This is a genomic window from Streptomyces polyasparticus, assembly GCF_014493765.1.
Lineage (GTDB): Bacteria > Actinomycetota > Actinomycetes > Streptomycetales > Streptomycetaceae > Streptomyces > Streptomyces polyasparticus.
Window position 1 is genome coordinate 729,425 of record NZ_JACTVJ010000005.1, and the last position, 20,933, is coordinate 750,357.

The 20,933-nt window shown below is 71.7% G+C and carries 17 protein-coding genes; 9 read left to right on the forward strand and 8 right to left on the reverse strand.

Annotated elements, in window-relative coordinates:
- Window positions 1-52: 52 nt before the first annotated feature.
- On the reverse strand, window positions 53-2,242 hold the full coding sequence (locus H9Y04_RS11605; protein WP_187813652.1) for a YCF48-related protein: 2,190 nt from the start codon (window positions 2,240-2,242) through the stop codon (window positions 53-55).
- A 270-nt stretch (window positions 2,243-2,512) separates the two neighbouring features.
- Entirely contained in the window at window positions 2,513-2,737 is a 225-nt protein-coding gene (locus tag H9Y04_RS48435; protein ID WP_368858432.1) for a pentapeptide repeat-containing protein, read from the reverse strand.
- 66 nt (window positions 2,738-2,803) lie between these two features.
- On the opposite strand from H9Y04_RS48435, the gene H9Y04_RS11610 reads away from it, so the two are divergent.
- On the forward strand, window positions 2,804-4,429 hold the full coding sequence (locus H9Y04_RS11610) for a carboxylesterase/lipase family protein (protein WP_187813653.1): 1,626 nt from the start codon (window positions 2,804-2,806) through the stop codon (window positions 4,427-4,429).
- A gap of 99 nt (window positions 4,430-4,528) precedes the next feature.
- Here the strand turns inward: H9Y04_RS11610 and H9Y04_RS11615 are convergent, their stop codons facing one another.
- From H9Y04_RS11615 to H9Y04_RS11635, 5 genes are all read right to left on the reverse strand, one after another.
- Window positions 4,529-5,560 (reverse strand): quinone oxidoreductase family protein, encoded by a 1,032-nt coding sequence (locus tag H9Y04_RS11615; protein WP_308800943.1) that lies wholly within the window; start codon window positions 5,558-5,560, stop codon window positions 4,529-4,531.
- Window positions 5,561-5,685: 125 nt separating this feature from the next.
- Window positions 5,686-6,519, reverse strand: coding sequence for an ABC transporter permease (locus tag H9Y04_RS11620; protein ID WP_187813654.1), 834 nt, complete (start codon window positions 6,517-6,519; stop codon window positions 5,686-5,688).
- Window positions 6,516-7,424, reverse strand: a complete 909-nt coding sequence (locus H9Y04_RS11625) for an ABC transporter ATP-binding protein (RefSeq protein WP_187813655.1) — start codon at window positions 7,422-7,424, stop codon at window positions 6,516-6,518. The genes H9Y04_RS11620 and H9Y04_RS11625 overlap by 4 nt, the downstream gene beginning before the upstream one ends.
- Entirely contained in the window at window positions 7,424-8,452 is a 1,029-nt protein-coding gene (locus tag H9Y04_RS11630; protein ID WP_187813656.1) for an ABC transporter substrate-binding protein, read from the reverse strand. Before H9Y04_RS11630 ends, H9Y04_RS11625 begins: the two co-directional genes overlap by 1 nt.
- A 143-nt stretch (window positions 8,453-8,595) precedes the next feature.
- Window positions 8,596-9,582, reverse strand: a complete 987-nt coding sequence (locus H9Y04_RS11635; protein ID WP_187813657.1) for an ABC transporter substrate-binding protein — start codon at window positions 9,580-9,582, stop codon at window positions 8,596-8,598.
- Window positions 9,583-9,879: 297 nt separating this feature from the next.
- On the opposite strand from H9Y04_RS11635, the gene H9Y04_RS11640 reads away from it, so the two are divergent.
- The 7 genes from H9Y04_RS11640 (at window position 9,880) to H9Y04_RS11670 (ending at window position 17,894) form a co-directional block, all read left to right on the forward strand.
- Window positions 9,880-10,737, forward strand: coding sequence for an IclR family transcriptional regulator (locus H9Y04_RS11640; RefSeq protein ID WP_187813658.1), 858 nt, complete (start codon window positions 9,880-9,882; stop codon window positions 10,735-10,737).
- Between the two features lie 162 nt (window positions 10,738-10,899).
- Window positions 10,900-13,257, forward strand: coding sequence for a CaiB/BaiF CoA-transferase family protein (locus H9Y04_RS11645; RefSeq protein ID WP_187813659.1), 2,358 nt, complete (start codon window positions 10,900-10,902; stop codon window positions 13,255-13,257).
- Window positions 13,254-14,054, forward strand: coding sequence for an enoyl-CoA hydratase/isomerase family protein (locus tag H9Y04_RS11650; RefSeq protein WP_187813660.1), 801 nt, complete (start codon window positions 13,254-13,256; stop codon window positions 14,052-14,054). The genes H9Y04_RS11645 and H9Y04_RS11650 overlap by 4 nt, the downstream gene beginning before the upstream one ends.
- 97 nt (window positions 14,055-14,151) lie before the next feature.
- Window positions 14,152-14,961 carry an SDR family NAD(P)-dependent oxidoreductase gene (locus tag H9Y04_RS11655; RefSeq protein ID WP_187813661.1) on the forward strand — a complete coding sequence of 270 codons (810 nt, stop codon included), beginning with the start codon at window positions 14,152-14,154 and terminating at the stop codon, window positions 14,959-14,961.
- Between the two features lie 177 nt (window positions 14,962-15,138).
- The gene (locus H9Y04_RS11660) at window positions 15,139-15,987 is read left to right on the forward strand and encodes an alpha/beta fold hydrolase (protein WP_187813662.1); all 849 of its coding nucleotides are present in this window, start codon (window positions 15,139-15,141) and stop codon (window positions 15,985-15,987) included.
- Between the two features lie 105 nt (window positions 15,988-16,092).
- Complete coding sequence (locus H9Y04_RS11665; protein WP_187813663.1) at window positions 16,093-16,947, forward strand: alpha/beta fold hydrolase; 855 nt, start codon at window positions 16,093-16,095, stop codon at window positions 16,945-16,947.
- Entirely contained in the window at window positions 16,947-17,894 is a 948-nt protein-coding gene (locus H9Y04_RS11670) for a quinone oxidoreductase family protein (RefSeq protein WP_187813664.1), read from the forward strand. Before H9Y04_RS11665 ends, H9Y04_RS11670 begins: the two co-directional genes overlap by 1 nt.
- A gap of 68 nt (window positions 17,895-17,962) precedes the next feature.
- Here H9Y04_RS11670 and H9Y04_RS11675 read toward each other — a convergent pair whose 3' ends face one another.
- Window positions 17,963-19,456 (reverse strand): AMP-binding protein, encoded by a 1,494-nt coding sequence (locus H9Y04_RS11675; protein WP_187813665.1) that lies wholly within the window; start codon window positions 19,454-19,456, stop codon window positions 17,963-17,965.
- A 220-nt stretch (window positions 19,457-19,676) separates the two neighbouring features.
- On the opposite strand from H9Y04_RS11675, the gene H9Y04_RS11680 reads away from it, so the two are divergent.
- On the forward strand, window positions 19,677-20,897 hold the full coding sequence (locus tag H9Y04_RS11680) for an aromatic ring-hydroxylating oxygenase subunit alpha (protein WP_187813666.1): 1,221 nt from the start codon (window positions 19,677-19,679) through the stop codon (window positions 20,895-20,897).
- Window positions 20,898-20,933 lie beyond the last annotated feature (36 nt).

The following is a 20,933-nucleotide window of genomic DNA, read 5'->3' on the forward strand; positions in this document are numbered from 1 at the left end:
GATGTCGCCGCGGCCGGAAGGGCGGCCCGCTGTCACGGGTGGTGTACGGGGATCAGGACGGGTCGCCGTACTGGAGGCCGCGGCCGTTGGTGCCTATGTAGACGCGGCCGTAGGTGTCGGGATCGCCGGTGATGACGCCCTGGCTTCCGATGGCGCCCCACTGGTGCCCCTTGTCGTTGACGCGGGTCCACGTGGCGCCCTGGTCGGTGGAGCGGAAGACGCCGGTGACGCCCTTGACCGTGCCGATCATGTACAGCGTCTGATACGAGGCGCGCGGCGCCGCCTTGCCGAAGCCGACCGCCGAGGCGGACGTCACCGAGGTGAGCCGGGTGAACTTGCGGCCACCGTCGGTGGAGTGGAGCAGCCCCTTGTCGCGGCCCGCGATCCACAGATCGCCGGCCCGGCCCTGCACGGCCTTGAGGCGGCCGTCGGCGGGCAGGCCGGTCGCACGAGCGGTGAAGGTCGCGCCGCCGTCCGTACTGGCGTAGAGGGTGCCCCCGGCCAGGGAGTAGAAGGTGCGCGCCGAGGAGCGGTCGGCGACGACCTCCGAACCGGTGCCGAGCCCCTGCACCTTCGACCAGGTCTTCCCCTTGTCCGTGGAGCGGTACGGGGACTGCCCTGCCTGGGTCCACACCAGCGTGGAACCGTCCGCCGCGAGGGCGATCCGGCCGCTGTGAGCACCGGCCACCGGTTCGGCGGCGAAGCCCCGCCAGGTGACACCGCCGTCGGTGGAGTACGCGCCGTCCTGCTTGCCACCCGTACCGACCCGCGCCATCACCGACGGCTTCTTCCCGGCGAAGTCGATGTCGGTGCTGTTGCTCATCAGCGGGTTCTTCATCCGCCCGGACGGCACCTTCGTCAGATCGGTGTGCCGGAAACCGCCCTGGTCACCCATGGCGGTCAGGACACTCGCGCCGCCGGGCGGAGCGATGGCGTCGAGGATCGCCGTCTCCTCGAGTCCCTTGGCCCCTGCGGCCCAGTGGCTCGTGGCGGCGTCGGCGTCCTCGCTCCGCCAGATCCCGTTGCCGGTGCCGTAAAGGACATGCCCGGAGTCGAACGGATCGATCGCGAGGGCCGTCATCCAGTGACCGGTGTGCGTGCCGACGTACGGGGCGCCGGATGCGTTCCGTACGGACTTGTCCGAGAGGGCCTTCCAGCTCGAACCGCCGTCCGTGCTGCGGTAGATCTCGTCCTCGGGCCACCAGCGGCCCAGCGTCGTGACCATCACCGTGGACGGCTTGCGCGGGTCGACCGCGAGCCCCGAGAAGCCGTACGAGCCCTGGGAGGGCGACACGTTCTTCCAACTGCCTCTGTTGGGCGTGTACTTGTGGACGGACCCGCCGGTGACGCCGTTGGGCCCGAGGTTGTCGGTGTACGTCAGGTACAGCGTGCCGTCCGACATGACGACACCGTGCTGCGGCATCTGTCCGGTCGGCTGCCCGGCGACGGCCTGCCAGGAGGCACCGCCGTCGACCGACCGGTAGAGGGACTTCGACCTGTCGGCGACACCGACGTACACGGTGTTGCTGCCCTTCGGGCCGTAGGTCACGAACGAGATGCCGGCACCGCTGCCCGCCCCGTCCTTGACCGGGAAGGACTCGACCTGGCGCCAGGTCGCACCGTGATCGGTGGACCGCCACAGCCCGTTCTTGCGGGAGCCGAGAAGCAGCTTGGAGTTGTCCGACGGATCGACGACGAGGCGTTCGCCGGCGCCGCGGCCGTCCTCGTTGCCGCCGAGCTTGAACGGAAGATCGGTGCGCTTGAAGGTGCGGCCGCGGTCGGTGGAACGGAGGATCGCGCCGGGGCCCGCCCAGTCGTTGGTGTACGTGCCCGTGCCGAGGTAGAGCCGGTCGGGGTCGACGGGGTCGGTGGCGAGGGAGTCGATACCGAGCAGATTCCAGTCCTTCTCACCGAGCCAGTCGGTCAGCGGGATCCACCGCTCGGCACGGGCGTCCCAGCGGTACGCGCCGCCCATGTCGGTGCGGGCGTAAAGGAGCCCCTTCTCACGCTGGTTGAAGACGAGGCCGGAGACGTAACCGCCGCCGACGACCTGCGCGTTCTTCCACTTGTACGGCGCTGCCGCGGACGTCGGGGCCTTCGCCGCCTGGGAGTCGTCCTGCGTGAGCAGCAGATACGGCACGGCCGCGACGGGCACCGCGAGCAGCAGGGCGACGGCACCCCGGCGGCGACGGTGCTGACCGCGCCGCCGTGAGCCTGCGCGGTTGGGGGAAGAGCTGTTCATGGGGGGGTGGCCTTCTTCAGGGGACAGTTCAGCGGGGGACGCCTGTGAAGAGGCACCCCTGAAGAGGAGGCCGGGAAAGACGGGACGGCGTAACGAAAAACATGCGCGCCCGCGCCGTGACGCATCTCCCAGCGGAAAAGCGTTATCCGTGACGTGGCTGCGGAGTCGGGGTCAGCGGCCCTTGTCGGCCGGCTCCAGAATCGCGACGCACTCCACGTGATGCGTCATCGGAAAGGTGTCGGCCTGGCCAGGACCAACAAAAACTGCAGTTCAGTGGCGGTTTTCCCGTCCTGTCGACGACCTCGCGGGCACCACGAGCGTCATACGAGCGTCACGGCCGAACGTCACAGGCCGCGCGGTCGGGCATGTTCCGTTCGCTTTGCCGCGGGTGCGGTGAAGGGCGTTCTGTCGCAGGTCTGTTGACCGCAGGTCCGTTGACCTCAGATCCGTTGACCGCAGGTCCGTTGACCGCAGGTCCGTTGAACGGACCGGAATCGTCGTGCGCCCGGGGCACGAGCCACATCATGGCTCCCCCATTGCTCCGGCCTCTCAGGAGATTCCGTGCAATCAACTGTCCGAAGAGGGCTCGCCGGTCTGGTGAGCCTGTTCGTCCTGCTGACCCTCGTGGCAGCCGCACCCGCCTCACCTTCCTTGACGATCCGCACCGACAAAGGGCGGGTCGCGGGAACGTCCGCGGAGAGGGTCGACCGCTTCTTCGGTATCCCGTACGCGGCACCACCGGTCGGCTCCGGCCGCTGGCAGCCGCCGGCCCCCGCCCCGTCCTGGGCGGGCACCCGCTCCGCGAAGGCCCCCGGCAAGCGCTGTCTGCAGTTCGGCGGTGACAGCGGCCCGGGAATGAGCGAGGACTGCCTGTACCTGAACGTGTACACCCCCGCCGACCGCACCAACCGGCCGCTGCCGGTGATGTTCTACATCCACGGCGGCGGCTTCTCCTTCGGCGCGGGCGACTCCGAGGACGGCTCGCGGATCGCCGAGGCCAACGACGTCGTGGTCGTCACGATCAACTACCGCCTCGGCGTGTTCGGTTTCCTCGATCTGCCCGGGCTGAGCGGCCGGGGCGCGGGCAACTACGGTCTGCTCGACCAGCAGGCGGCGCTGCGCTGGACCCAGCGCAATATCGGCGCCTTCGGCGGGGACCCGGGCCGGGTGACCATCGCCGGGGAGTCGGCCGGCGGTCATTCCGTCTGCGCGCTCATGTCCTCGCCCCCGGCCCGCGGCCTGTTCTCGGGCGCGATCATCCAGAGCGCCGGGTGCCCCAGCCACACGGCCGACCAGGCCGTCGCCCGGGGCAAGAAGTACGCGGCGGCCGCGGGCTGTCCCGCTTCCCCGGACGGCCTGTCCTGTCTGCGGGGCAAGCCGGCCGGTGAACTGCTGTACTCCAGCGGCGGGTTCGTCGGCGGTGTCCTGAGCGGTCCGCTTCCCGTGTCCGGCGGACCCGAGCTGCCGCTCCCGCCGAGCGAGGCCGTGCGCACCGGCCGCGCGGCGAACGTCCCCCTCCTCATCGGCAGCACGCGGGACGAAGTGCGGCCCTGGGCGCTGCCGTTCGCGCGCGCGACGAAGGAGCAGTACGAGCGGGCGGTCCGCATCGAGTTCGGGCCCGAGGCCGAGGCCGTCCTCGAGCACTATCCGTTCAGTGCCTACGGCGACTCGTACACCGGGACGTACGCCATGGCCGCACTGTGGGGCGACAGTAGCGTCTTCTACGGTCTCGGCGGCTGTCAGTACCAGAACCTCACGGCCCAGTTCGCCTCGCGGCAACCGCGCACGTACTTCTACCAGTTCGACGACCCGCACCCGCCGGTCCTGGGCAACCTGCCGCCCGGCTTCGACCCGGGTGCCGCGCACGCCACCGAGATGCCGTACCTGATGCCCTCGGCGGCCTCGAAGCTGCTGTCCCCCGGGCAGCGGCAGCTGTCCAGGGAAATGGTGCGCTCCTGGGGTGCGTTCGTGAAGCACGGGAACCCGGCGGCCCCGGGACTCGCCGCGTGGCCTTCGTACCGGGCCGGCAAGTACATGTCGCTGCTGCCGGGCGGTGAGAGCCGGGCATTGAGCACCGAGGTGTACGAGGCGCGCCGCCAGTGCGCCTTCTGGAACTCCATCGACTACGACTGGCTCCCCGTCAATCCGGACCAACTCGCCGCGCAGGCAGGCGTTTCCCTGCCCTGACCCCGCGACCGCAAAGGGCCCCCTCCTGTTGGAGGGGGCCCTTTGCGGATTGGAGGGGCTCTTTGCGGATTGGAGGGGCCCCTTGCGGAGGGGACGGGTTCAGCCCGCGCCGTTCCCCAGGTCGAGCACGATCTTCCCGACCGCCGCACCCGTACGCAGCCGGTCCACCGCCTCGCCGAGGGCGTCCATCCCGTACCGCTCGTAGGGCAGCGACAGCGCGCCCGACGACAGGTCGGGCAGCAGGCCCAGCACGTCGGCGGCGACCTCCTCGCCGCGGCTGATCATGTTCACGGGCAGCAGCGAGACATCGGCGAGGAAGAAGTCCGCGAGGTCCAGGGTGAGTTCACGGCCGGCGGTGTAGCCGAGCAGAGCGGCCCGGCCGCGCGGGCGGACCAGGGGGAGGGCGTTGCGCAGGACCTGCCCGCCGACCGTGTCGATCAGCACGTCCACCTTGCCCCCGATGGCTTCCTCCGTGAGGTCGGCGGCGAGCAGCGCCTTGGCGACGCCGGGGACGTGCGGCAGCTTCGCCGGGCGGCCGACCGCGCCGACGACCTCCGCACCGGCGCGCGCCGCCAGCTGTACGGCCATGGCGCCGACCGCGCCGGACGCGCCGGTGACCAGGACCCGCTCCCTCGGCCGCACCTGGGCGATCGTGTGCACGGTCGCCCAGGCGGTGCCGACCGGGGAGAAGTAGATGCAGGCGAGAGCGGGGTCGGTGCCCTCGGGCATCGGCTCCGCGGCGGCGTCCGGTACGAGCACGTGCTCGGCCCAGGCGCCGTCGCGGTTCAGGCCGAGGCCCTCGCCGCGCAACCGGACCAGGGCGCCCTCGGGGTGGGTGTCCGAGGCGAGGACATGACCGCTGCCCTGGGTGCCCGGAATGAACGGCAGCTCGGGCAGGATGCCGAACTTGCCGTCGAGGATGTTCAGATCCAGGTGCGCGACGGTGGCCGCCGCGGTCCGGACGAGGGTGTGCCCGGGGCGCGGCTCGGGAACGGGCCGCTCCCCGAGCCGCGGCAGGGTGCCGAACTCCTCCAGGAGGAGGGTGCGCGACGCCGGCGTTCCCGACGCCGATGTTCCGGACGCCGACGTTCCCGACGCCGTCGTCCGCGATGCCTTCGAGGGAATACTCACGTGCGGTGTTCTCCGTTCTTCCCCCGATGGTCGCTGCGCTTTCCCCCGTCGGTCACGACTCTTCCCTGCCGGTCACTGCTCCCCCGTTGATCACGGCTTTCCCCCGTTGATCACTGCGGGCCCTTTCACACCTTAGCTCCGTACTTGTGCAGTACACGCATCGCGATCACGCGCAGGATCCGGTCGTAGACGAGGCCCAGGATGCCGAGGGTGATGATGCCGACGAAGACCCAGTCGATACGGCCGTAGTTGCGGGAGGTCCAGATCAGGGAGCCGAGGCCGACCTGGGCGGCGACGATCTCGGCCGAGACGATCGTCAGGAAGCTGTTGCCCATGGCCAGGCGGGCGCCCGTGAGGATGTACGGGACGGTCGACGGCAGCACCACGCGCTGCAGGACCTGGCGGCGGCTCGCCCCGAGGCTGGCGGCGGCCCGCAACTTGGACTCGTTGACGGCCATCACCCCCGCACTGGTGTTGAGGGTGACGATGAAGACGGCCGTGTAGAAGATCAGGACCACCTTCGACGTCTCGCCGATGCCCAGCCACACCACCGCCAGGGTCACGAAGGCGACCGGCGGGATGAAGCGGAAGAACTCGATGTACGGCTCCAGGAGCTGGCGCACGATCGTGATCTGCCCGATGAGCAGACCGACCGGGGCGCCCACCAGGACGCCGAGACCCCAGCCGATGAGGATGCGGCGGCTGGAGGCGATGACCGAGTTGCCCAGGGTGCCGTCGGCCGCCAGCTCACGGGCGGCCGACAGGGTCTCCTTCGGCGAGGCGACCAGGGAGGGGCCGTACTTCATGGCGACGAGCTGCCAGACCCCCAGGCCGACGAGGACGGCGACGGCGTACAGGCCGACGGTGCGCAGTCCTTGTCCGCCCGCCGGCCGGCCGGTGCGGCGCGGGCGGGTGCGTGGGCGGGCCGGGGCCGTGGCCTCCGTGGTGGTGATCGTCATGCGCCTTTCGCCTCTCGGTCGAGCTGGTCGTCGAGTCCCTGGTCGCGCATCGCCTTGCGGACCTCTTCGCCGATGTCCTCGCGCAGCTTGTTGCGCAGGCGCAGGGCTGCGGGGTCGGACTCGTCGCGGGGGCGCGGCAGGTCGACCGTGTACAGGGACTTGATCGAGGCCGCGGGGCCCGCGGTCATCACGGCGACCCGGTCGGCGAGCAGGATCGCCTCGTCGATGTCGTGCGTGACGAAGACGACGGTGCAGCCGGAGGAGCGCCAGATGCGGGCCGTCTCCTGCTGCAGCACCTGCCGGGTCTGCGCGTCGAGCGCGCCGAAGGGTTCGTCCATGAGGACGACACCCGGCTCGTTGGCGAGGACCCGCGCGATCTGGACGCGCTGGCGCATACCGCCGCTGAGCTGGCCGGGGTACCGGTCCGCGCAGTGCCGCAGTCCGACCAGGCCGAGGAATTCGTCGGCCACCCGGTCCTGTTCGGCACGGGAACAGCCGCGCATACGGGGCCCGAAGGTGACGTTCTGGTGGACCGTCATCCAGTCGAAGAGTGCCTCGCTGCTCTGGAAGACCATGCCGAGTTCGGGGTCGGGTCCGCTGACGGGGACGCCGTCGGCGGTCAGCGAGCCCTCGCTGACCTGGATGAATCCGGCCATCGCCGACAGCAGAGTGGACTTTCCGCAGCCGCTCGGGCCGAGCAGGCAGAGGAATTCGCCGGCCGGGATGTCGAGGTCGATGTTCTGGACGGCCCGGAAGTCGCCGAACGTGATCCCGGCGCCTTCGACGCGCAGGGCCGCCCCGCGCTTTTCGGCCGCTTGTTCCGTACGGGTACGGGGTGCGGGCGCGGTGGCCACGGTCAGCGCGCCGTTCCCCGGTGCCGTCTCCTTCTCGATTCCCTCGGTCATCAGGACCCCTCCGTCTGTGCGGGGTTGTCGGGGAGCCAGCCGCGCTGGACGGCACGGGCCACGTCGGGCCGGGCCTTGACCTTGCCGGTGTCCAGGTAGAACCGGGCCGTGTCCTCGTAGCCCTTCAGGTCCTCCGCGGTGAAGTCGCGGACGCCGAAGTCGATCTCCTTCACCGCATTCACGGTCTGCGCCGTGGGGATCTTCGCGGCGTCCTCGGTGGCCTTCGCCGCGGTGTCCGGGTCGCTCTCGACCTTCTCGGCCGCTTCCGCGAGGGCCGCCGCCACCTTGGCGGCGGTGTCCTTGTTGTCCTTGAGCCAGGGGGAGGTCGAGAGCAGCCAGTGCTGGTAGCTGAGGCCGTAGTCGCCGGTGGTCTCCAGGATCTTCGCGCCCAGTTCCTCGCCCTTGGAGGGCCAGGGCTCCCACAGGACGTACGCGTCCATGTCGCCCTTCTTGGTGAGCGCGGGGATCTCGGCGGGGTCGGAGGTCACGAACTCGACCGAGCCGGGCTTGATGCCCTTCGATTCGAGGAACCGGGTGGCGGCCAGCTCGGACAGGCCCGGGACCACGGCCATCTTCCGGATGTCCTTGGCCGTCTTCACGCCCGGTCCGAGAACGACCTTGAGGTAGCGCCCGGAGTTCTCGTACACGAGGAGGGAGCGCAGGTCGGGGTTCTGGCCGAGCAGGCCGATGGTGGTGGCGTCGGAGTTGCCGGCCATCTGCACCTGTCCGGCGTTGAGGGCGTCGACGCCCTCGCCGCCCTTGGCGAACTGGACGAGGTCGACGTCGACCCCGTGCTTGGCCCAGAGCCCTTCGGCGCCGGCCACGTAGAACGGCGCGTACGAGGCGTCGATGCCGACCGCGATACGCAGCTGGGGGTGGCCCTTCCCGCCACCGCCGGAGCCCGGGCCGGCTCCGGCGTCGGTGGTGCCCGCGCCGCACGCGGTCGCCGCGAAAAGTGCGGCGGTGACGAGTGACACACCGGTGATGCGGTGTGACGGGCGGGATGTCGAGCGGGACGCAGTCTTCATGGTCACCTCGGATTGGGGTGCTTTTCGGCAGGTCATCGGGGTGGGGGTCCGCGAGTTGGCGCACGCTACTGCCGGTGTGCGGGCCGGTGCATGCGCGGCGGTCCGCTCAGCGGGACAGCGCGGGAATGGCGTGTCGGGGGCGGTCACCGGGCGTGCCGGTCGTACCAGCCGCGCAGCAGCACCGTGTCGAGGTCGGGTGCTTGCTTGATGAGCTTCTGCTCAAGAAGGAAGTCCGCGATCCGGCGCGACGAGGTGACATCGGCCGAGGTCAGGGCGCGGGCCTCGAAGGAGATCTCACCGATGGCCCGCTCGGTCCCCGCGACCGGCAGCTGGGCCTGCTCGTGGGCCGCGAGGGCAGCCGCGTGCGGGTCCTCGGTCACCAGCCGGTCGGCCTCCGCGACCACCTTGAAGATCTTTCCGGCGAGTTCCTGGTTCTCCTTCAGCCATTTCTCGTCCGTGAGGAGCCACTGCACATAGGTGACGCCGAAGTCGCCGATGGAGCCCGCGATGCGGCCCCCGGCGTCGACCCCCTTGCTCACCCAGGGGTCGAACAGGATGTAGCCGTCGATGTCGCCGCGCTGGAGCATGGTGGGGATCTCCTGCGGCGCGCTCTGCAGGATCTTCACCGACGCCGGGTCGATGCCGTGGTGCCGCAGGTACTCGTGGGTGGCGTAGAGCCCGAGGCCCTGGATGGAGCCCATGGTCTTGATCTGCCGTGGCGAGGTGAGGCCCTTGCGCAGGACGACTTTCAGGTAGCGGTCCGAGGACTGGAAGGCGCCGAGGGCGCGCAGCCGGGGGTTGCTCACCATCTGCGGCAAGGCCGTGGAGTCGGCGTTGGCGGAGATCTGGGCCGTGCCGGCCGTGACGGCCTGGGCGGCGGCCGGTCCGCCCTCGACCTGCATCAGCTGTACGTCGAGGCCGGCCTTCTCGAACATGCCGCGCTGGGCGGCGAGATACAGGGGCGCGTACGAGGCGTCGACGCCGAGGGCGATCCGTACGGTCGGGTTCTTCCCGCCCGCCGATCCCGCCGAGTCGGTGGTGCCGGCGCCGCAGGCGGTGGCGAGGAGCAGGGCGAACAAGGTGAGGAGAGCGGCCGCCGGACGCCTTCCCCTGCGGTGGTGACAGAACATCGGATGCGTCCTCCGGGTCGGAGTGCTGTCGGGGTTGCGGCACGCTGGCACCCGGGAGGGTCGACGCAAAGGACGCTGTCCCGGCTGGCGGAACGGCAGGAACGAGGCGGCATCGGGCCGTCCGTACGGCGCACGGGTCCCAGGGCCTGCGTCGGACCGTCCGTAAGGCGCGCGGATCCCAGGGCCTGCGTCGGCGCACCTGTTGCCTGGTGTTTACGTCGCTGCCCCTCTATGCAACATGGCGTTGTTGCACTTCAAATGGCCTGTGCCGCCATGTGACGACGTAAGGGGACGCTGATGGGGTCGTACGCCGAAGAGGATGACCTGCTGCCCAACTCCGTACTGGGCAAGGCTCACCTCCTGCTCGCCGCGTTCGAGTCGGGCGCGCACCGGCTGCGGCTGAGCGAGCTGAGCCGCCGCTCGGGTGTGCCGAAGGCGTCGGCGTACCGCCTCGCGCAGGAGCTGGTGCAGTGGGGGCTGCTCGACCGGCACGGGGAGACGTACGAGCTCGGCATCAGGCTCTTCCACCTGGGGCAGCGGGTGCCCGCGTCCGCGGTGCTGCGCTCGGTGGCCCGCCCGCTGATGGCCGACCTGTTCACGCGGACCCGCATCGCCGTGCACCTCGCGGTCCTCGACGGCACCCACGTCCTGTTCCTGGAGAAGATCGCGGGGGAGGCGAACGTGCTCACCCACTCCTACGTCGGCGGCCGGCTGCCGGCCTCCTGCACGGCGACCGGCCGGGTGCTGCTCTCCCTGGCCCCCGACGGGCCCGAGCGGGTGGCGGCCCTCGTCCGCGTCGGTCTGCCCGCGCTGACCCCGCGTTCCGTGACGGACCCGGAGGTGCTGGCGCAGCACCTGGCCGCGGCGGTCCGTCAGGGGTACGCGCTGGAGGTCGAGGGCGTCAGGGCCGGGTACGCCAGCCTCGCCGTTCCGGTGGCCCTGGGCGATGGGGAGTACGCGGCGCTCTCGGTCACCGCTCCGGTCGCGCAGGTCTCCGTGGACCGGTGCCTCACGGCGTTGCAGGACACGGCGCGGAGCATCGAGCGCGGTGTGGCGTGCAGGAGCGGGAGCACGGACACGGATTCGTACGGTGCGGTGCGTCCGGTGCGATCGGTGCGCTCGGTGCGTGGCCGGAACGCGACCGCGGTGAGCTGAGCGCGCGGGGCGGGGCACATTCGGTCCGGCCTCTGTCCGGTGGCGTCCGGCCCTGGTCCGGCCCTGGTCCGGTCAGCAGAACAGGTCGGTGGCCCGCCTCCCCTCCCCCCGGTGATCGTGAGATTCCGCAAGGGCTGCGGACACGTGAGGGGAGGAGCCGTGGTGCGAACAGACACGGACCCGACGGCACTGCGCGTGCTCGATCTGAGCGATGAACTCGCCTTCCAGGGCGCCCGGTTGCTCGTCGGCACCGGCGCCGACGTCGTACGGATCGAGCCGGGCACCGGCCTCGGCCCTGCGGCCCGTACGCACTGGCACGCGGGCAAACGCCTGCGGCCGGTGCACGGGGCCGCGGAGCTCGACGAGCTGGCCGCGGGCGCCGACATCGTGCTGGAGAGCGGGCCCCTGGCGCGGCTGCGCGGGCTGCGGGAGGACGGCTGCTCGCGGTGGCCGGGCGCCGTGCACGTGGTGGTGACGCCCTTCGGTCTCACCGGACCGCGCCGCGACTGGGTCGGCGACGACCTGGTGCTGGCGTCGGCGGGCGGCATGACCTGGCTCGGCGGGCGCCCCGGCGGGCAGCCCACACCACCGCCGCGTGAGCAGGCGCTGCAGACCGCGGGAGCCCACGCGGCGATGGGCGCGCTGCTCGGCATCGTGTCGGGGACGCCGCAGCTCGTCGACATCTCCGTACAGGAGGCCGTCGCCGCCACGCTGGAGACCGCCGCCCTGGCCTGGATCCACGCCGGACGTTTCCCCGTGCGCAGCGCGGGGGTGTACGAGCACGTGGCGCACCGGATCTTCGAGGCGGCGGACGGGCACGTGGCAGGGGGCTACTCCGGCAGCGACCGGATGTGGACCGATCTGCTGGCATGGATGGCGGAGCGGGGCGAGGCCGGTGATCTGCTCGACGAGCGCTGGCAGGACCCGGCGTTCCGGTGGGCCGGGCGTGCCCATGTCGATGAGCTGGTCCGGCGGTTCGCGGCGGGGATGCCCGCCGCCGAACTGGCCGCCGAGGCGCGCAGGCGGGCTCTGCCGTGGGCGGAGGTCGTGCCGCCCGAGCGGCTGACGGCCAACCCGCAGCTGCGCGACCGCGAGTTCCTGGTCACCGTCACCGGCGAGGGGCTGCCGGACGCCGGCGTCGTCGATGTCGGCTTTCCCTGGGCGGCGCTGCCGCGGCCGGTCACCCTGCCCGCGCTCCACGAGGCGGTGGGCGAGGCGCCGTGGCGTGAGCCCGCCCGGATACGCGACCGGGGCCGGCGATCCAAGGCCCGTGCCACGGACGGACAACCCGCGGCCGACACCCCGGCGGACCGGCCCAAGTCCCGTGCCCTGGAAGGGGTTCGGGTCCTCGACCTGACCTGGGTCCTCGCCGGTCCGTACGTGACCAAGCAGCTCGGGGAGCACGGCGCGGATATCGTCAAGATCGAGTCGCGGCACCGCCAGGACCCCACGCGCTTCGCCCCGTCGATGCATCTGCGGCCCGGCTCCGACCCCGACGACAGCGGCTATTTCCTCAACTTCAACCGCAACAAGCGCGGCGTCGCCCTGAACCTGCGGACCGAGGAAGGCCGGCGCCTGCTGCGCGACTTGGTCCCGCACTGCGACGTCATCGTGGAGAACTTCAGTCCGGGAGTGCTCGCCCGCTGGGGCATGGACTACGCGTCCCTGCGCGCGCTGAACCCGGACGTGATCCTGGTGTCGATGGCGGGGGTCGGTCAGACGGGCCCCTGGCGCAACGCCGTGACGTTCGCCGACACCCTCGCCGCGATGTCCGGGCTGTCCAGCGAGACCCGCGAGCCCGGCGGCCCGCCGCAGGGTCTGACCTTCGGGCTCGGCGACATGATCGCGGCCAACTCGGCGGTGCTCGCCACGCTCGACCTCCTCGCACGGGGTCACGGCGGCCACGTGGACCTGTCGCAGCTGGAGGCGATGGCCGCGGCGATGGGACCGGCCGCCCTGGAAGGAGTGCTGGGCACGGGCGCGCCCGACCCGCGGACCGCCGGATTCCCGAACCGGTCCCCGCATGCCGTACCGCACGGCGTGTACCCGGCGGCCGGTGACGACCGGTGGGTGGCGGTGGCCGCGCTCGACGAGGCACAGTGGCGCGCCCTGTCACAGGTCGCCGAACTGCCGTACAGCGAAAGCGACTTGATCGGCCGGCGGGCACACGAGGACGACATCGACGCGGCCCTCGCCGCCTGGACCCGCGGCCAGGACGCACACAAGCTGGCCGGATTCCTGCAGGCGGAGGGCGTCGCGGCAGCCGTCGTGGCGACCGGGCAGGACCTGGTCGAGGCCGACGAACAGCTCGCCGCCCGCGACTTCTATCCCGTACTCGACCACCCCCTGACCGGACCGGTCCCGCACGAGGGGATCGTCGCGCGGCTGTCGGCCACACCCGGCGGACTCGACCGGCCCGCGCCCCTGCTCGGCCAGCACACCCATGAGGTCCTGCGTGAACTGCTGGGCCTGGACGACGAACAGCTGGCGGCGCTGACCGCCGAGGGAGTGACCGAATGAGCGAGGCCCACACGCACTCGGAGAACAGGCCGTCCGTTCTGCACGTGACGTACGACGGCGCCGTCGCCACGATCCGCGTCGACCGGCCCAAGGCGAACGCCGTGAACCCGGCCATGATCGAGGAGTTCCTCACCGTCCTGCGGCCGCTCGCCGCCGACCCCGAGGTGCGCTGCGTCGTCGTCACCGGCACCGGACGGTTCTTCATCGCGGGCGCCGACATCGCCGTCATGCGGGACCTGTCGGCGGACAACCAGGCGAGGATGCGCCACTGGATCGACGTACAGCGGGTGATCGAGCAGGCGCCCAAGCCCGTCGTCGCCGCGATGAACGGGCACGCCCTGGGCGGCGGGGCCGAGTTGTCGCTGGCCTGCGATCTGCGGATCCTTTCGGCCGATGCCACCTTCGGATTTCCGGAGATACGGCTCGGGCTGTTCCCGGGCGCGGGCGGCAGCCAGCGTCTGCCCCGGCTCGTCGGGCCGCATCTGGCGAAGCGGCTGATGATCGAGGGGGAACGGCTGACGGCTGGGCGCGCCCTGGAACTCGGGCTGGTCGATGTCGTGGTGGAGCACGGCGCGTTCGACGCGGCGGTCGCCGAGCGGGCCCGCCGCCTCGCCGCACAGCCCACCGCCGCCATCGGACTGCTCAAGCGGGTGGTCGACGAGGGGTACGGGCTGCCGGTCGAGCAGGCGTTGGCACGCGAGGAGAAGGGGGTCGCCGATCTGACCGGGACCGCCGATGCGGCGGAGGGGCTCCAGGCGTTCCTCGACAAGCGGGAGCCGGTGTTCACCGGGCGGTGACGGCCGGCCCGTAGCTCCGGGAAAGCCGCAACGCGGGCGGTCCGTTGGCCGGACCGCCCGCGTTGGCGGGGCCGCGGACTGGGCGCATCCTCGCCGGATGACCCACCGAACCGACTCCCCGCACCACCACGCCGGCCCTGCGCCCGACACACCCGGCGACGACACCGGCGCCGTGCTCATCACCGGCGGCACCAGCGGCATCGGTCTGGCCGTCGCCGAGGCGGTGGCCCGTACCGGCCGCCCGGTGGTGGTCACCGGGCGCTCGCCGGAACGCTGCCGCGCGGCCGCGGACCTGCTCCAACACGCATCAGGCGCACCACAGTTGGCACTCACCGCGGACACCACGGACGCCGACGATCTCGCCGATGCCGTACGCCGGGCCGAGGCCCGGTGGGGCCCCGTCACCGCACTCGTGACGGCCGCCGGGCGCCTCGCCCGTGGTTCGGTGCTCACGCTCACGCCCGGCGACTTCCGCGCGGCCCTCGACACCAACGTCATCGGCACCTGGCTGGCCATTCGCGCCGTCCTGCCCGGGATGGTCGACGCCGGCCACGGGCGCATCGTCACGATCGGCTCCGTGCTCGGCTCGACCGGCGCGCCCGAGCGGTCCGGTTACGCCGCCACCAAGGGCGCGGTCGCCGCGCTGACCAGGTCGGTGGCGCTGGAACTCGCCGGCACCGGCGTGACCGTCAACTGCGTGGCCCCGGGGCCCGTCCGCACCGCCATGAACGAAGGCGACGCGACGACCGACGCCGCCGCCCAGGCCGCCTTCACCGCGAAGGTGCCGCTGGGCCGCTGGGGCCGCCCAGAGGAGCTCGCGCACGCCGTGCTGCCACTGCTCGCCGCGGGCTCGTCCTTCACCACCGGTGCCGTCATCCATGTGGACGGCGGCTACACCGCACAGTGAGTCGCCCCGCCCCGGGTGACGCATCCCTTCATCGCACTCCCGCATCGCCCGCCCGCATCACGCGCCCGCATCGCCCAGCGAGAGGGGTTCGCTCAGCGGACCGCGACGCTGGGCCCACGCCCGGCACGGTGATGGGCTCGGGACCGCACTCCCCCGCTCTCGTAGGGAAGGACTCGCATGTCACCAGCACCACAGAGCCGTTACGCGGACGGCGCGGGCATCCGCTACCACTACCACGACCTCGGTTCGGGGCCCGACACCGTGTTCCTGCACGGCGGCGGTCCCGGCTGCACCGCGTGGAGCGACTTCGGGCCCGTCGCGCCGCTGTTCGCGGCCGACCGGCGCTGCCTGCTCATCGACATCCACCAGTACGGCAAGTCGGAGAAGTCCCGTATCGAGGGCCCGATGTGGGACCACCACGCGGCGAAGACCGTCGGCCTGCTCGACACGCTCGGCGTCGACCGCGCCGACTTCGTGTGCAACTCCTGGGGCGGCACCATCGCCCTCAACCTCGCCGCCAAGTACCCGGACCGGGTGCGGTCGTTGGTCATCACCGGCAGCATGCCCGTCTTCTACGGGCCGCTCGCCCCCCTCCCCGAGAACGGGCACCGCGGCCGCACCGCCCGCGACGTCTACTACGGCGGCGAAGGCCCGACCCGCGAGAAGATGCGGCAGCTCATCACGAAGCTGGAGTGGTACGACGGCGCGAAGCTCCCCGAGGAGACGCTGACGCTGCGCTACGAGCAGAGCCTCGACGAGGGCGAGCGCGCGCTCGCCGCCATGTCCGACTCGCCGCGCGGCGACTGGCAGGACCTCACCGAGGAGCTTGGCCTGGTCCAGGCTTCGACGCTGTTCATGTGGGGCATGCAGGACGCGTTCCTCACCCCGGACTACCCGCTGATGCTCGCCCGCATGGTGCCGAGCGGGAGCCTCCACGTCATGGACCACGCCTCCCACCACCTCCAGGAGGAGCGCCCCGAGGCGTACCACTCGGTGGTCAGCGGCTTCCTCGACTCGCTCTCCTGAGCTTCCCCGGCCACTCTCCCGGCCCCTCCCCTCCCCTCCCCGCCTCCCCTTTCCCTCGCCTCCCCGCACCTCAGCCCACGCCAACTCACGTACGGAGTAAGCCCTGTGACCATCTGGACCGAGATCAGCCCCACCCCCTTCCGCGTCGAGTACGTGGACGCCGGCCAGGTCCCCACCCGGGCCCTGCGTGCGGGTGACCCGACCGCCCAGGCCGTCGTGTTCCTGCACGGTACGAGCGGCCACCTGGAGGCGTTCGCGCGCAACATCACGGCGCACGCCGCCTACGACCTGCACGCCATCGACATGCTCGGCCACGGCTACACCGGCAAGCCCGACAAGCCGTACGAGATCGCCGACTACGTGACCCACCTGCTCGACTACCTGGACGCCGTCGGTGTCGACAGCGTCCACATCGTCGGCGAGTCCCTGGGCGGCTGGGTCGGCGCACGGGCCGCCATCGAGCACCCCGAGCGCGTACGCAGCCTCCAACTCCTTTGTTCCGGCGGCACCGTGGCGAACCCCGAGGTCATGGAGCGCATCCGGACCAGCACCAAGAAGGCCGTCACCTCCGACGACATCGACCTCACACGCAAGCGGATGCGGCTGCTGATGGCCGACGACGCCTCCGCGACCGAGGAACTCGTCGAGGTCCGGCACGCGATCTACCACGCCCCGGAGTTCGTCGCCGGTGTGGACAACCTGCTCTCCCTCCAGGACATGGAGCGGCGCCAGCGCAATCTGCTCCGTCCCGAGCACCTGGCGCGGATCACGCAGCCGACCCTGGTCGTATGGGGGCGGCAGAACCCGTTCGGCGAGGTACCCGAGGCGACGGCGCTGCACCAGGCGATCTCGGGCTCCCGGTTGGAGCTCCTCGAGGACTGCGGACACTGGCCGCAGCATGAGCAGGCCGAGCGCTACAACGCCCTCAGCCTCGACTTCATCGGCAAGGCCGCCGGCTGATGCGGGCCGTCCGGTTCCACGCGTGGGGCGCCGCTCCGGTCCTCGACGAGGTGCCCGAACCGGTCCGCGCGCCGGGTGAGGTCCTCGTCGAGCTGTCGGCGGCGGGCGTCTCGCACCTCGATGTCACCGTCGCCTCCGGCGAGTTCGACCTCAAGCCGTCCCTGCCGTACGTCGGGGGCGTCGAGGGCGCGGGCACGGTCCTGGAGGCGGACACCGACTCCGGTCTCGCGCCGGGCACGCGGGTCGTACTGCGCGGCGGCGGTCTGGGCCTGCTGCGCGACGGCACCTGGGCCGAGCGGGTCAGCGTGAAGCGCAAGGCCGTCACGGCGCTCATGGCCCCGCTCGATCCCGCGGTCGCGGCGAGCTTCTTCGTCCCCGCGACGACCGCGTACGTGGCCCTGCACGACGTCGGCCGGATCGAGTCCGGCGAGCACGTGGTCGTGGTGGGCGCCGCCGGCGCGGTGGGCGCGATGGTGGCGCAGCAGGCAATGGCCGCGGGCGCGCGGGTGACCGGAGTGGTCGGCCGGGCGGACCAGGTGGCCGATGTGCCGAAGGGGGTGGAGGCCGTGACACTTCAGGACGCGGAGGGTCTCGCCCGGGACCGTTCGGCCTCGCTCCTCGTCGACACGCTCGGCGGGGCCGGCCTCATCAGCCGCAGCCGTTGGGTGCGGCAGGGCGGACGCGCCGTGGTCATCGGGTACGTGGCGGGGCCGCACGTGGAACTCGACCTGCCGAGCTGGCTCCTCGACGAGGTCGCCCTGCTGCCGGTGAACATGATCCGCCAGGAACGCCGGGCCCGCGAGGTCTCCGGTGACCTGGTCCGCAGGCTCTCCGAGGGCGAACTGGAGCTGGCTGTCCAGGAGTTCGGGCTCACCGAGGCCGCGACGGCGCTCGACGCCCTGCGGGGCGGGCGGGTGCGGGGACGGGCCGTTCTGCTGCCCGGGTGAGGTCACGGGCCTGCGCGTCCGTCACCGACCGCGGGTTCGGTGGGAGCCGGTCGCGCGGGCCCGCGTCCTCAGCCGCACCGGTCCCAGGTCCCCCCGGTCACGCCCCGCTCCCGCAACACGGACTTGCGCACCTTCCCCGTCTCCGTGAGCGGCAACTCCTCGACCACATCGATGAATCGGGGCACCGCGAACACCGGCAGCTCCCCCGCGCAGTGCCGCGCCACCTCCGCCGGGTCGAGCACACGGCCGGCTCGCGGCACCACCGCCACCATCACCTCGTCCTCGGCCAGTTCCGACGGGACCGGAAAGGCGGCCGCCTCGGCGACATCGGGATGCGCGCGCAGCGCGGTCTCGACCTCGTACGAGGAGATGTTCTCGCCGCGGCGCCGGATGCGGTCCTTGACGCGGTCGACGAACCGGAACCATCCGTCGGGCTCGCGCACGACCCGGTCCCCGGTGCGGCGCCAGGCGCCGGGCTCGGCGGCCGGTTCGCCCAAGTACCCCGTGGCGAAGGCGTGTTCGCGGCGGGTGCGTACGACGAGTTCGCCGGGCGTCCCGTCCGGCACGTGGGACAGCCCGGCATCCACGACGCGCGCCTCGAAGCCGTCGCGGACCGTCCCCATGTAGCCGGGCCGGCACTCCTGCGGCACGGAGCCGATGACGAGGTTGGTCTCCGTGGAGCCGAACCCGTCGACGAGCGTGACGCCGAACCGCTCACGGAACGGCTCCCACAGCGCACCCGGCGTCCCCGGGCCGAGTCCGCGCCACGCCCGGTGCGCACGGTCCCCCGGCCCCGGCGGCTGCGCGAGCAGCATCGGCACCATGGCGCCGAGCACGTACACGCACGTCGCCCCTGTCTCGGCGGCCCGCGCCCAGTGCCGCGACGCGGAGAACCGGCGGTCCACGACCACGCGGGCGCCCACGGTCATCGCCTGCACGAGCGTGTTTAGGGCGTTGGTGTGAAACAGGGGCAGGCAGCTGTAGAGGGTGTCGTCGGCGGTCAGGCGCAGCGAGTCGGCCACGTTCCGGCCCCACCAGGCGAACTGGGCGTGCGGGCAGCGCACACCGCGGGAGGGGCCGGTGGTGCCGGAGGTGAACAGGACGGCGGCGGTGTCGCCGGGGCGGGACGGGTACGGATCGAGCGCCGCCTCGACGCCGGGGACGGGAGCCTGCGGCGAACCGGTCACCCACACCTCGCCCGCATACCCCACCTCTTCCACCCGCGGCTCCAGTTCCTGCTCCACGTACAGGAATTGAGGCCGTGCCTCGTCCAGCGCGTGGCGGAGCAGCCGTCCGTGCAGCGCCGTGTTCAGCGGGACCACGACCGCACCGAGCCAGGCGCAGCCGAGGACCAGGTCGGTCAGTTCGACGCGGTTGGTGAGCAGCGCGGCGACCCGGGTCCCCGGGCGGCAGCCGCGGGCCGCCAGCGCGCCGGCCATGGTGGCGGCCGCCGCACGCGTCTGCGCGTAGGTGCGCCGGGTCCCGTCGACGGTGAGGAAGGGCCGCTCGCCGTGGCGTGCGGCGGCCGCCTCGACCAGGCCGGGGATCGTCATTCGGTGCATGGCCGGATGCTGTCCGTCCGCTCCCGGCCGCTCAAGGGTCACGGTTCGCTGACCGGTCCACCGCGGCCACGGTCCGCCGAGCGGTCTTTGCCCCTGGCCACGGCCCGCAGACCGGTCCACCGCAGGCCCCGGTCCGTTCACCGGAACAGGTTCATAGGCGCGTGCCCCGCCGCGCCGGATGCTCGTGGCGCACACCCACCGAGCAGGAGGCCACGACGAGATGACCACGAGCGAACGATCCCCCGCCGTGCGGAAATCCACCGACAAACTCGGCCGGCAGGACTGGTCGTCCTGGCCCCACTACGACGCCGCGGCGACCGGGTTCCGCGGCTACTGGTATCCGGTCACCTGGTCGAGCCACATCACAGGCGACCCAAAGCCGTTCACGCTCTGCGGCGAGAAGATCACGCTGATCCGTGACAGCGGAAAGATCTACGCGCTGCACAACCGCTGCCCGCACCGCGGCGTACCGCTGTCCGAGGGCAACCAGCAGTTCCCCGGCACGGTCAGCTGCCCCTACCACGGCTGGACCTTCGACCTGCCGACCGGAAAGCTCTCGGCGGTCATCACCGACGGGCCCGGCTGCCGTCTGACCGGGAAGCTCGGCGTGCGCACGTACGCCGTCGAGGAGCGCATCGGCATGGTCTGGGTGTACATCCCGGTCGCCGACGAGGAGCCGCACCCGATCGATGAGCAGCTCCCCGAGGAGCTGGTGTCCCACGCCTTCGTGATGGGCGGCCGCATCGAGCCTCGCGGCGGCAACTGGCGTTTCGCCTGCGAGAACGGCTTCGACGAGGGGCACGCCAAGTACCTCCACCGGACGGCCCTTTGGCGCCTGTTCAAGCCGATGCCGACGTGGAACATCACCCGGATCGTGCCGCAGGGCCGCTGGATCTTCCGCGTCCAGGACGAGGTCCACTGGGAGGCCGACTTCCCGGGGGTGGGCCGCTGGTCCAACAAGCGGTGGTGGAAGAAGCAGCCGCCCAAGGAGACGTTCAACCTCGGCAACACCGGCAGGACCGACGACGTCGACCCGGTGATCGAAGCCCAGGAGTTCCCCGGATTCGCCTCCCTGTCGATGCCGGGCGTGCTGCGGATCGCGTACCCGAAGTTCATCCATTACGAGTTCTACGTCCCCGTCGACGCGGACCACCACCAGTACGTCGGCGTGATGGTCAACTTCACGCAGGGCTGGGAGACGCTCCGCTTCTACGCCAAGTACCTGGGCGCCGTCCGCTGGCTGTTCCACGGCCAGTTCTCCGGCCAGGACGCCTGGATGGTCGACGTGACCGACGCGCCCCCGGAGAAGCTCTACCGCCCCGATGTGTCGCTGACCTCCTGGCGCAATCTCAGCGAGGAGGAGTACGGCAAGAAACTCGCCGCCGCCGGAGTCACCGGACCCACCGCGGACGCCACGGACGCCCCGAAGAAGGAGGCCTGATCATGGCCCGCACCCTGTTCAAGATCCTGCTCGGTG

What these genes read in the sequence shown, in the direction of transcription:
- H9Y04_RS11650 (WP_187813660.1), top strand. Translation starts at nt 13,254, where the DNA reads ATGAGCGAGGCCCACACGCACTCGGAGAACAGGCCGTCCGTTCTGCAC.
- H9Y04_RS11635 (WP_187813657.1), bottom strand. Translation starts at nt 9,582, where the DNA reads ATGTTCTGTCACCACCGCAGGGGAAGGCGTCCGGCGGCCGCTCTCCTC.
- H9Y04_RS11670 (WP_187813664.1), top strand. Translation starts at nt 16,947, where the DNA reads ATGCGGGCCGTCCGGTTCCACGCGTGGGGCGCCGCTCCGGTCCTCGAC.
- H9Y04_RS11605 (WP_187813652.1), bottom strand. Translation starts at nt 2,242, where the DNA reads ATGAACAGCTCTTCCCCCAACCGCGCAGGCTCACGGCGGCGCGGTCAG.
- H9Y04_RS11625 (WP_187813655.1), bottom strand. Translation starts at nt 7,424, where the DNA reads ATGACCGAGGGAATCGAGAAGGAGACGGCACCGGGGAACGGCGCGCTG.
- H9Y04_RS11640 (WP_187813658.1), top strand. Translation starts at nt 9,880, where the DNA reads ATGGGGTCGTACGCCGAAGAGGATGACCTGCTGCCCAACTCCGTACTG.
- H9Y04_RS11675 (WP_187813665.1), bottom strand. Translation starts at nt 19,456, where the DNA reads ATGCACCGAATGACGATCCCCGGCCTGGTCGAGGCGGCCGCCGCACGC.
- H9Y04_RS11630 (WP_187813656.1), bottom strand. Translation starts at nt 8,452, where the DNA reads ATGAAGACTGCGTCCCGCTCGACATCCCGCCCGTCACACCGCATCACC.
- H9Y04_RS11660 (WP_187813662.1), top strand. Translation starts at nt 15,139, where the DNA reads ATGTCACCAGCACCACAGAGCCGTTACGCGGACGGCGCGGGCATCCGC.
- H9Y04_RS11680 (WP_187813666.1), top strand. Translation starts at nt 19,677, where the DNA reads ATGACCACGAGCGAACGATCCCCCGCCGTGCGGAAATCCACCGACAAA.
- H9Y04_RS11620 (WP_187813654.1), bottom strand. Translation starts at nt 6,519, where the DNA reads ATGACGATCACCACCACGGAGGCCACGGCCCCGGCCCGCCCACGCACC.
- H9Y04_RS11655 (WP_187813661.1), top strand. Translation starts at nt 14,152, where the DNA reads ATGACCCACCGAACCGACTCCCCGCACCACCACGCCGGCCCTGCGCCC.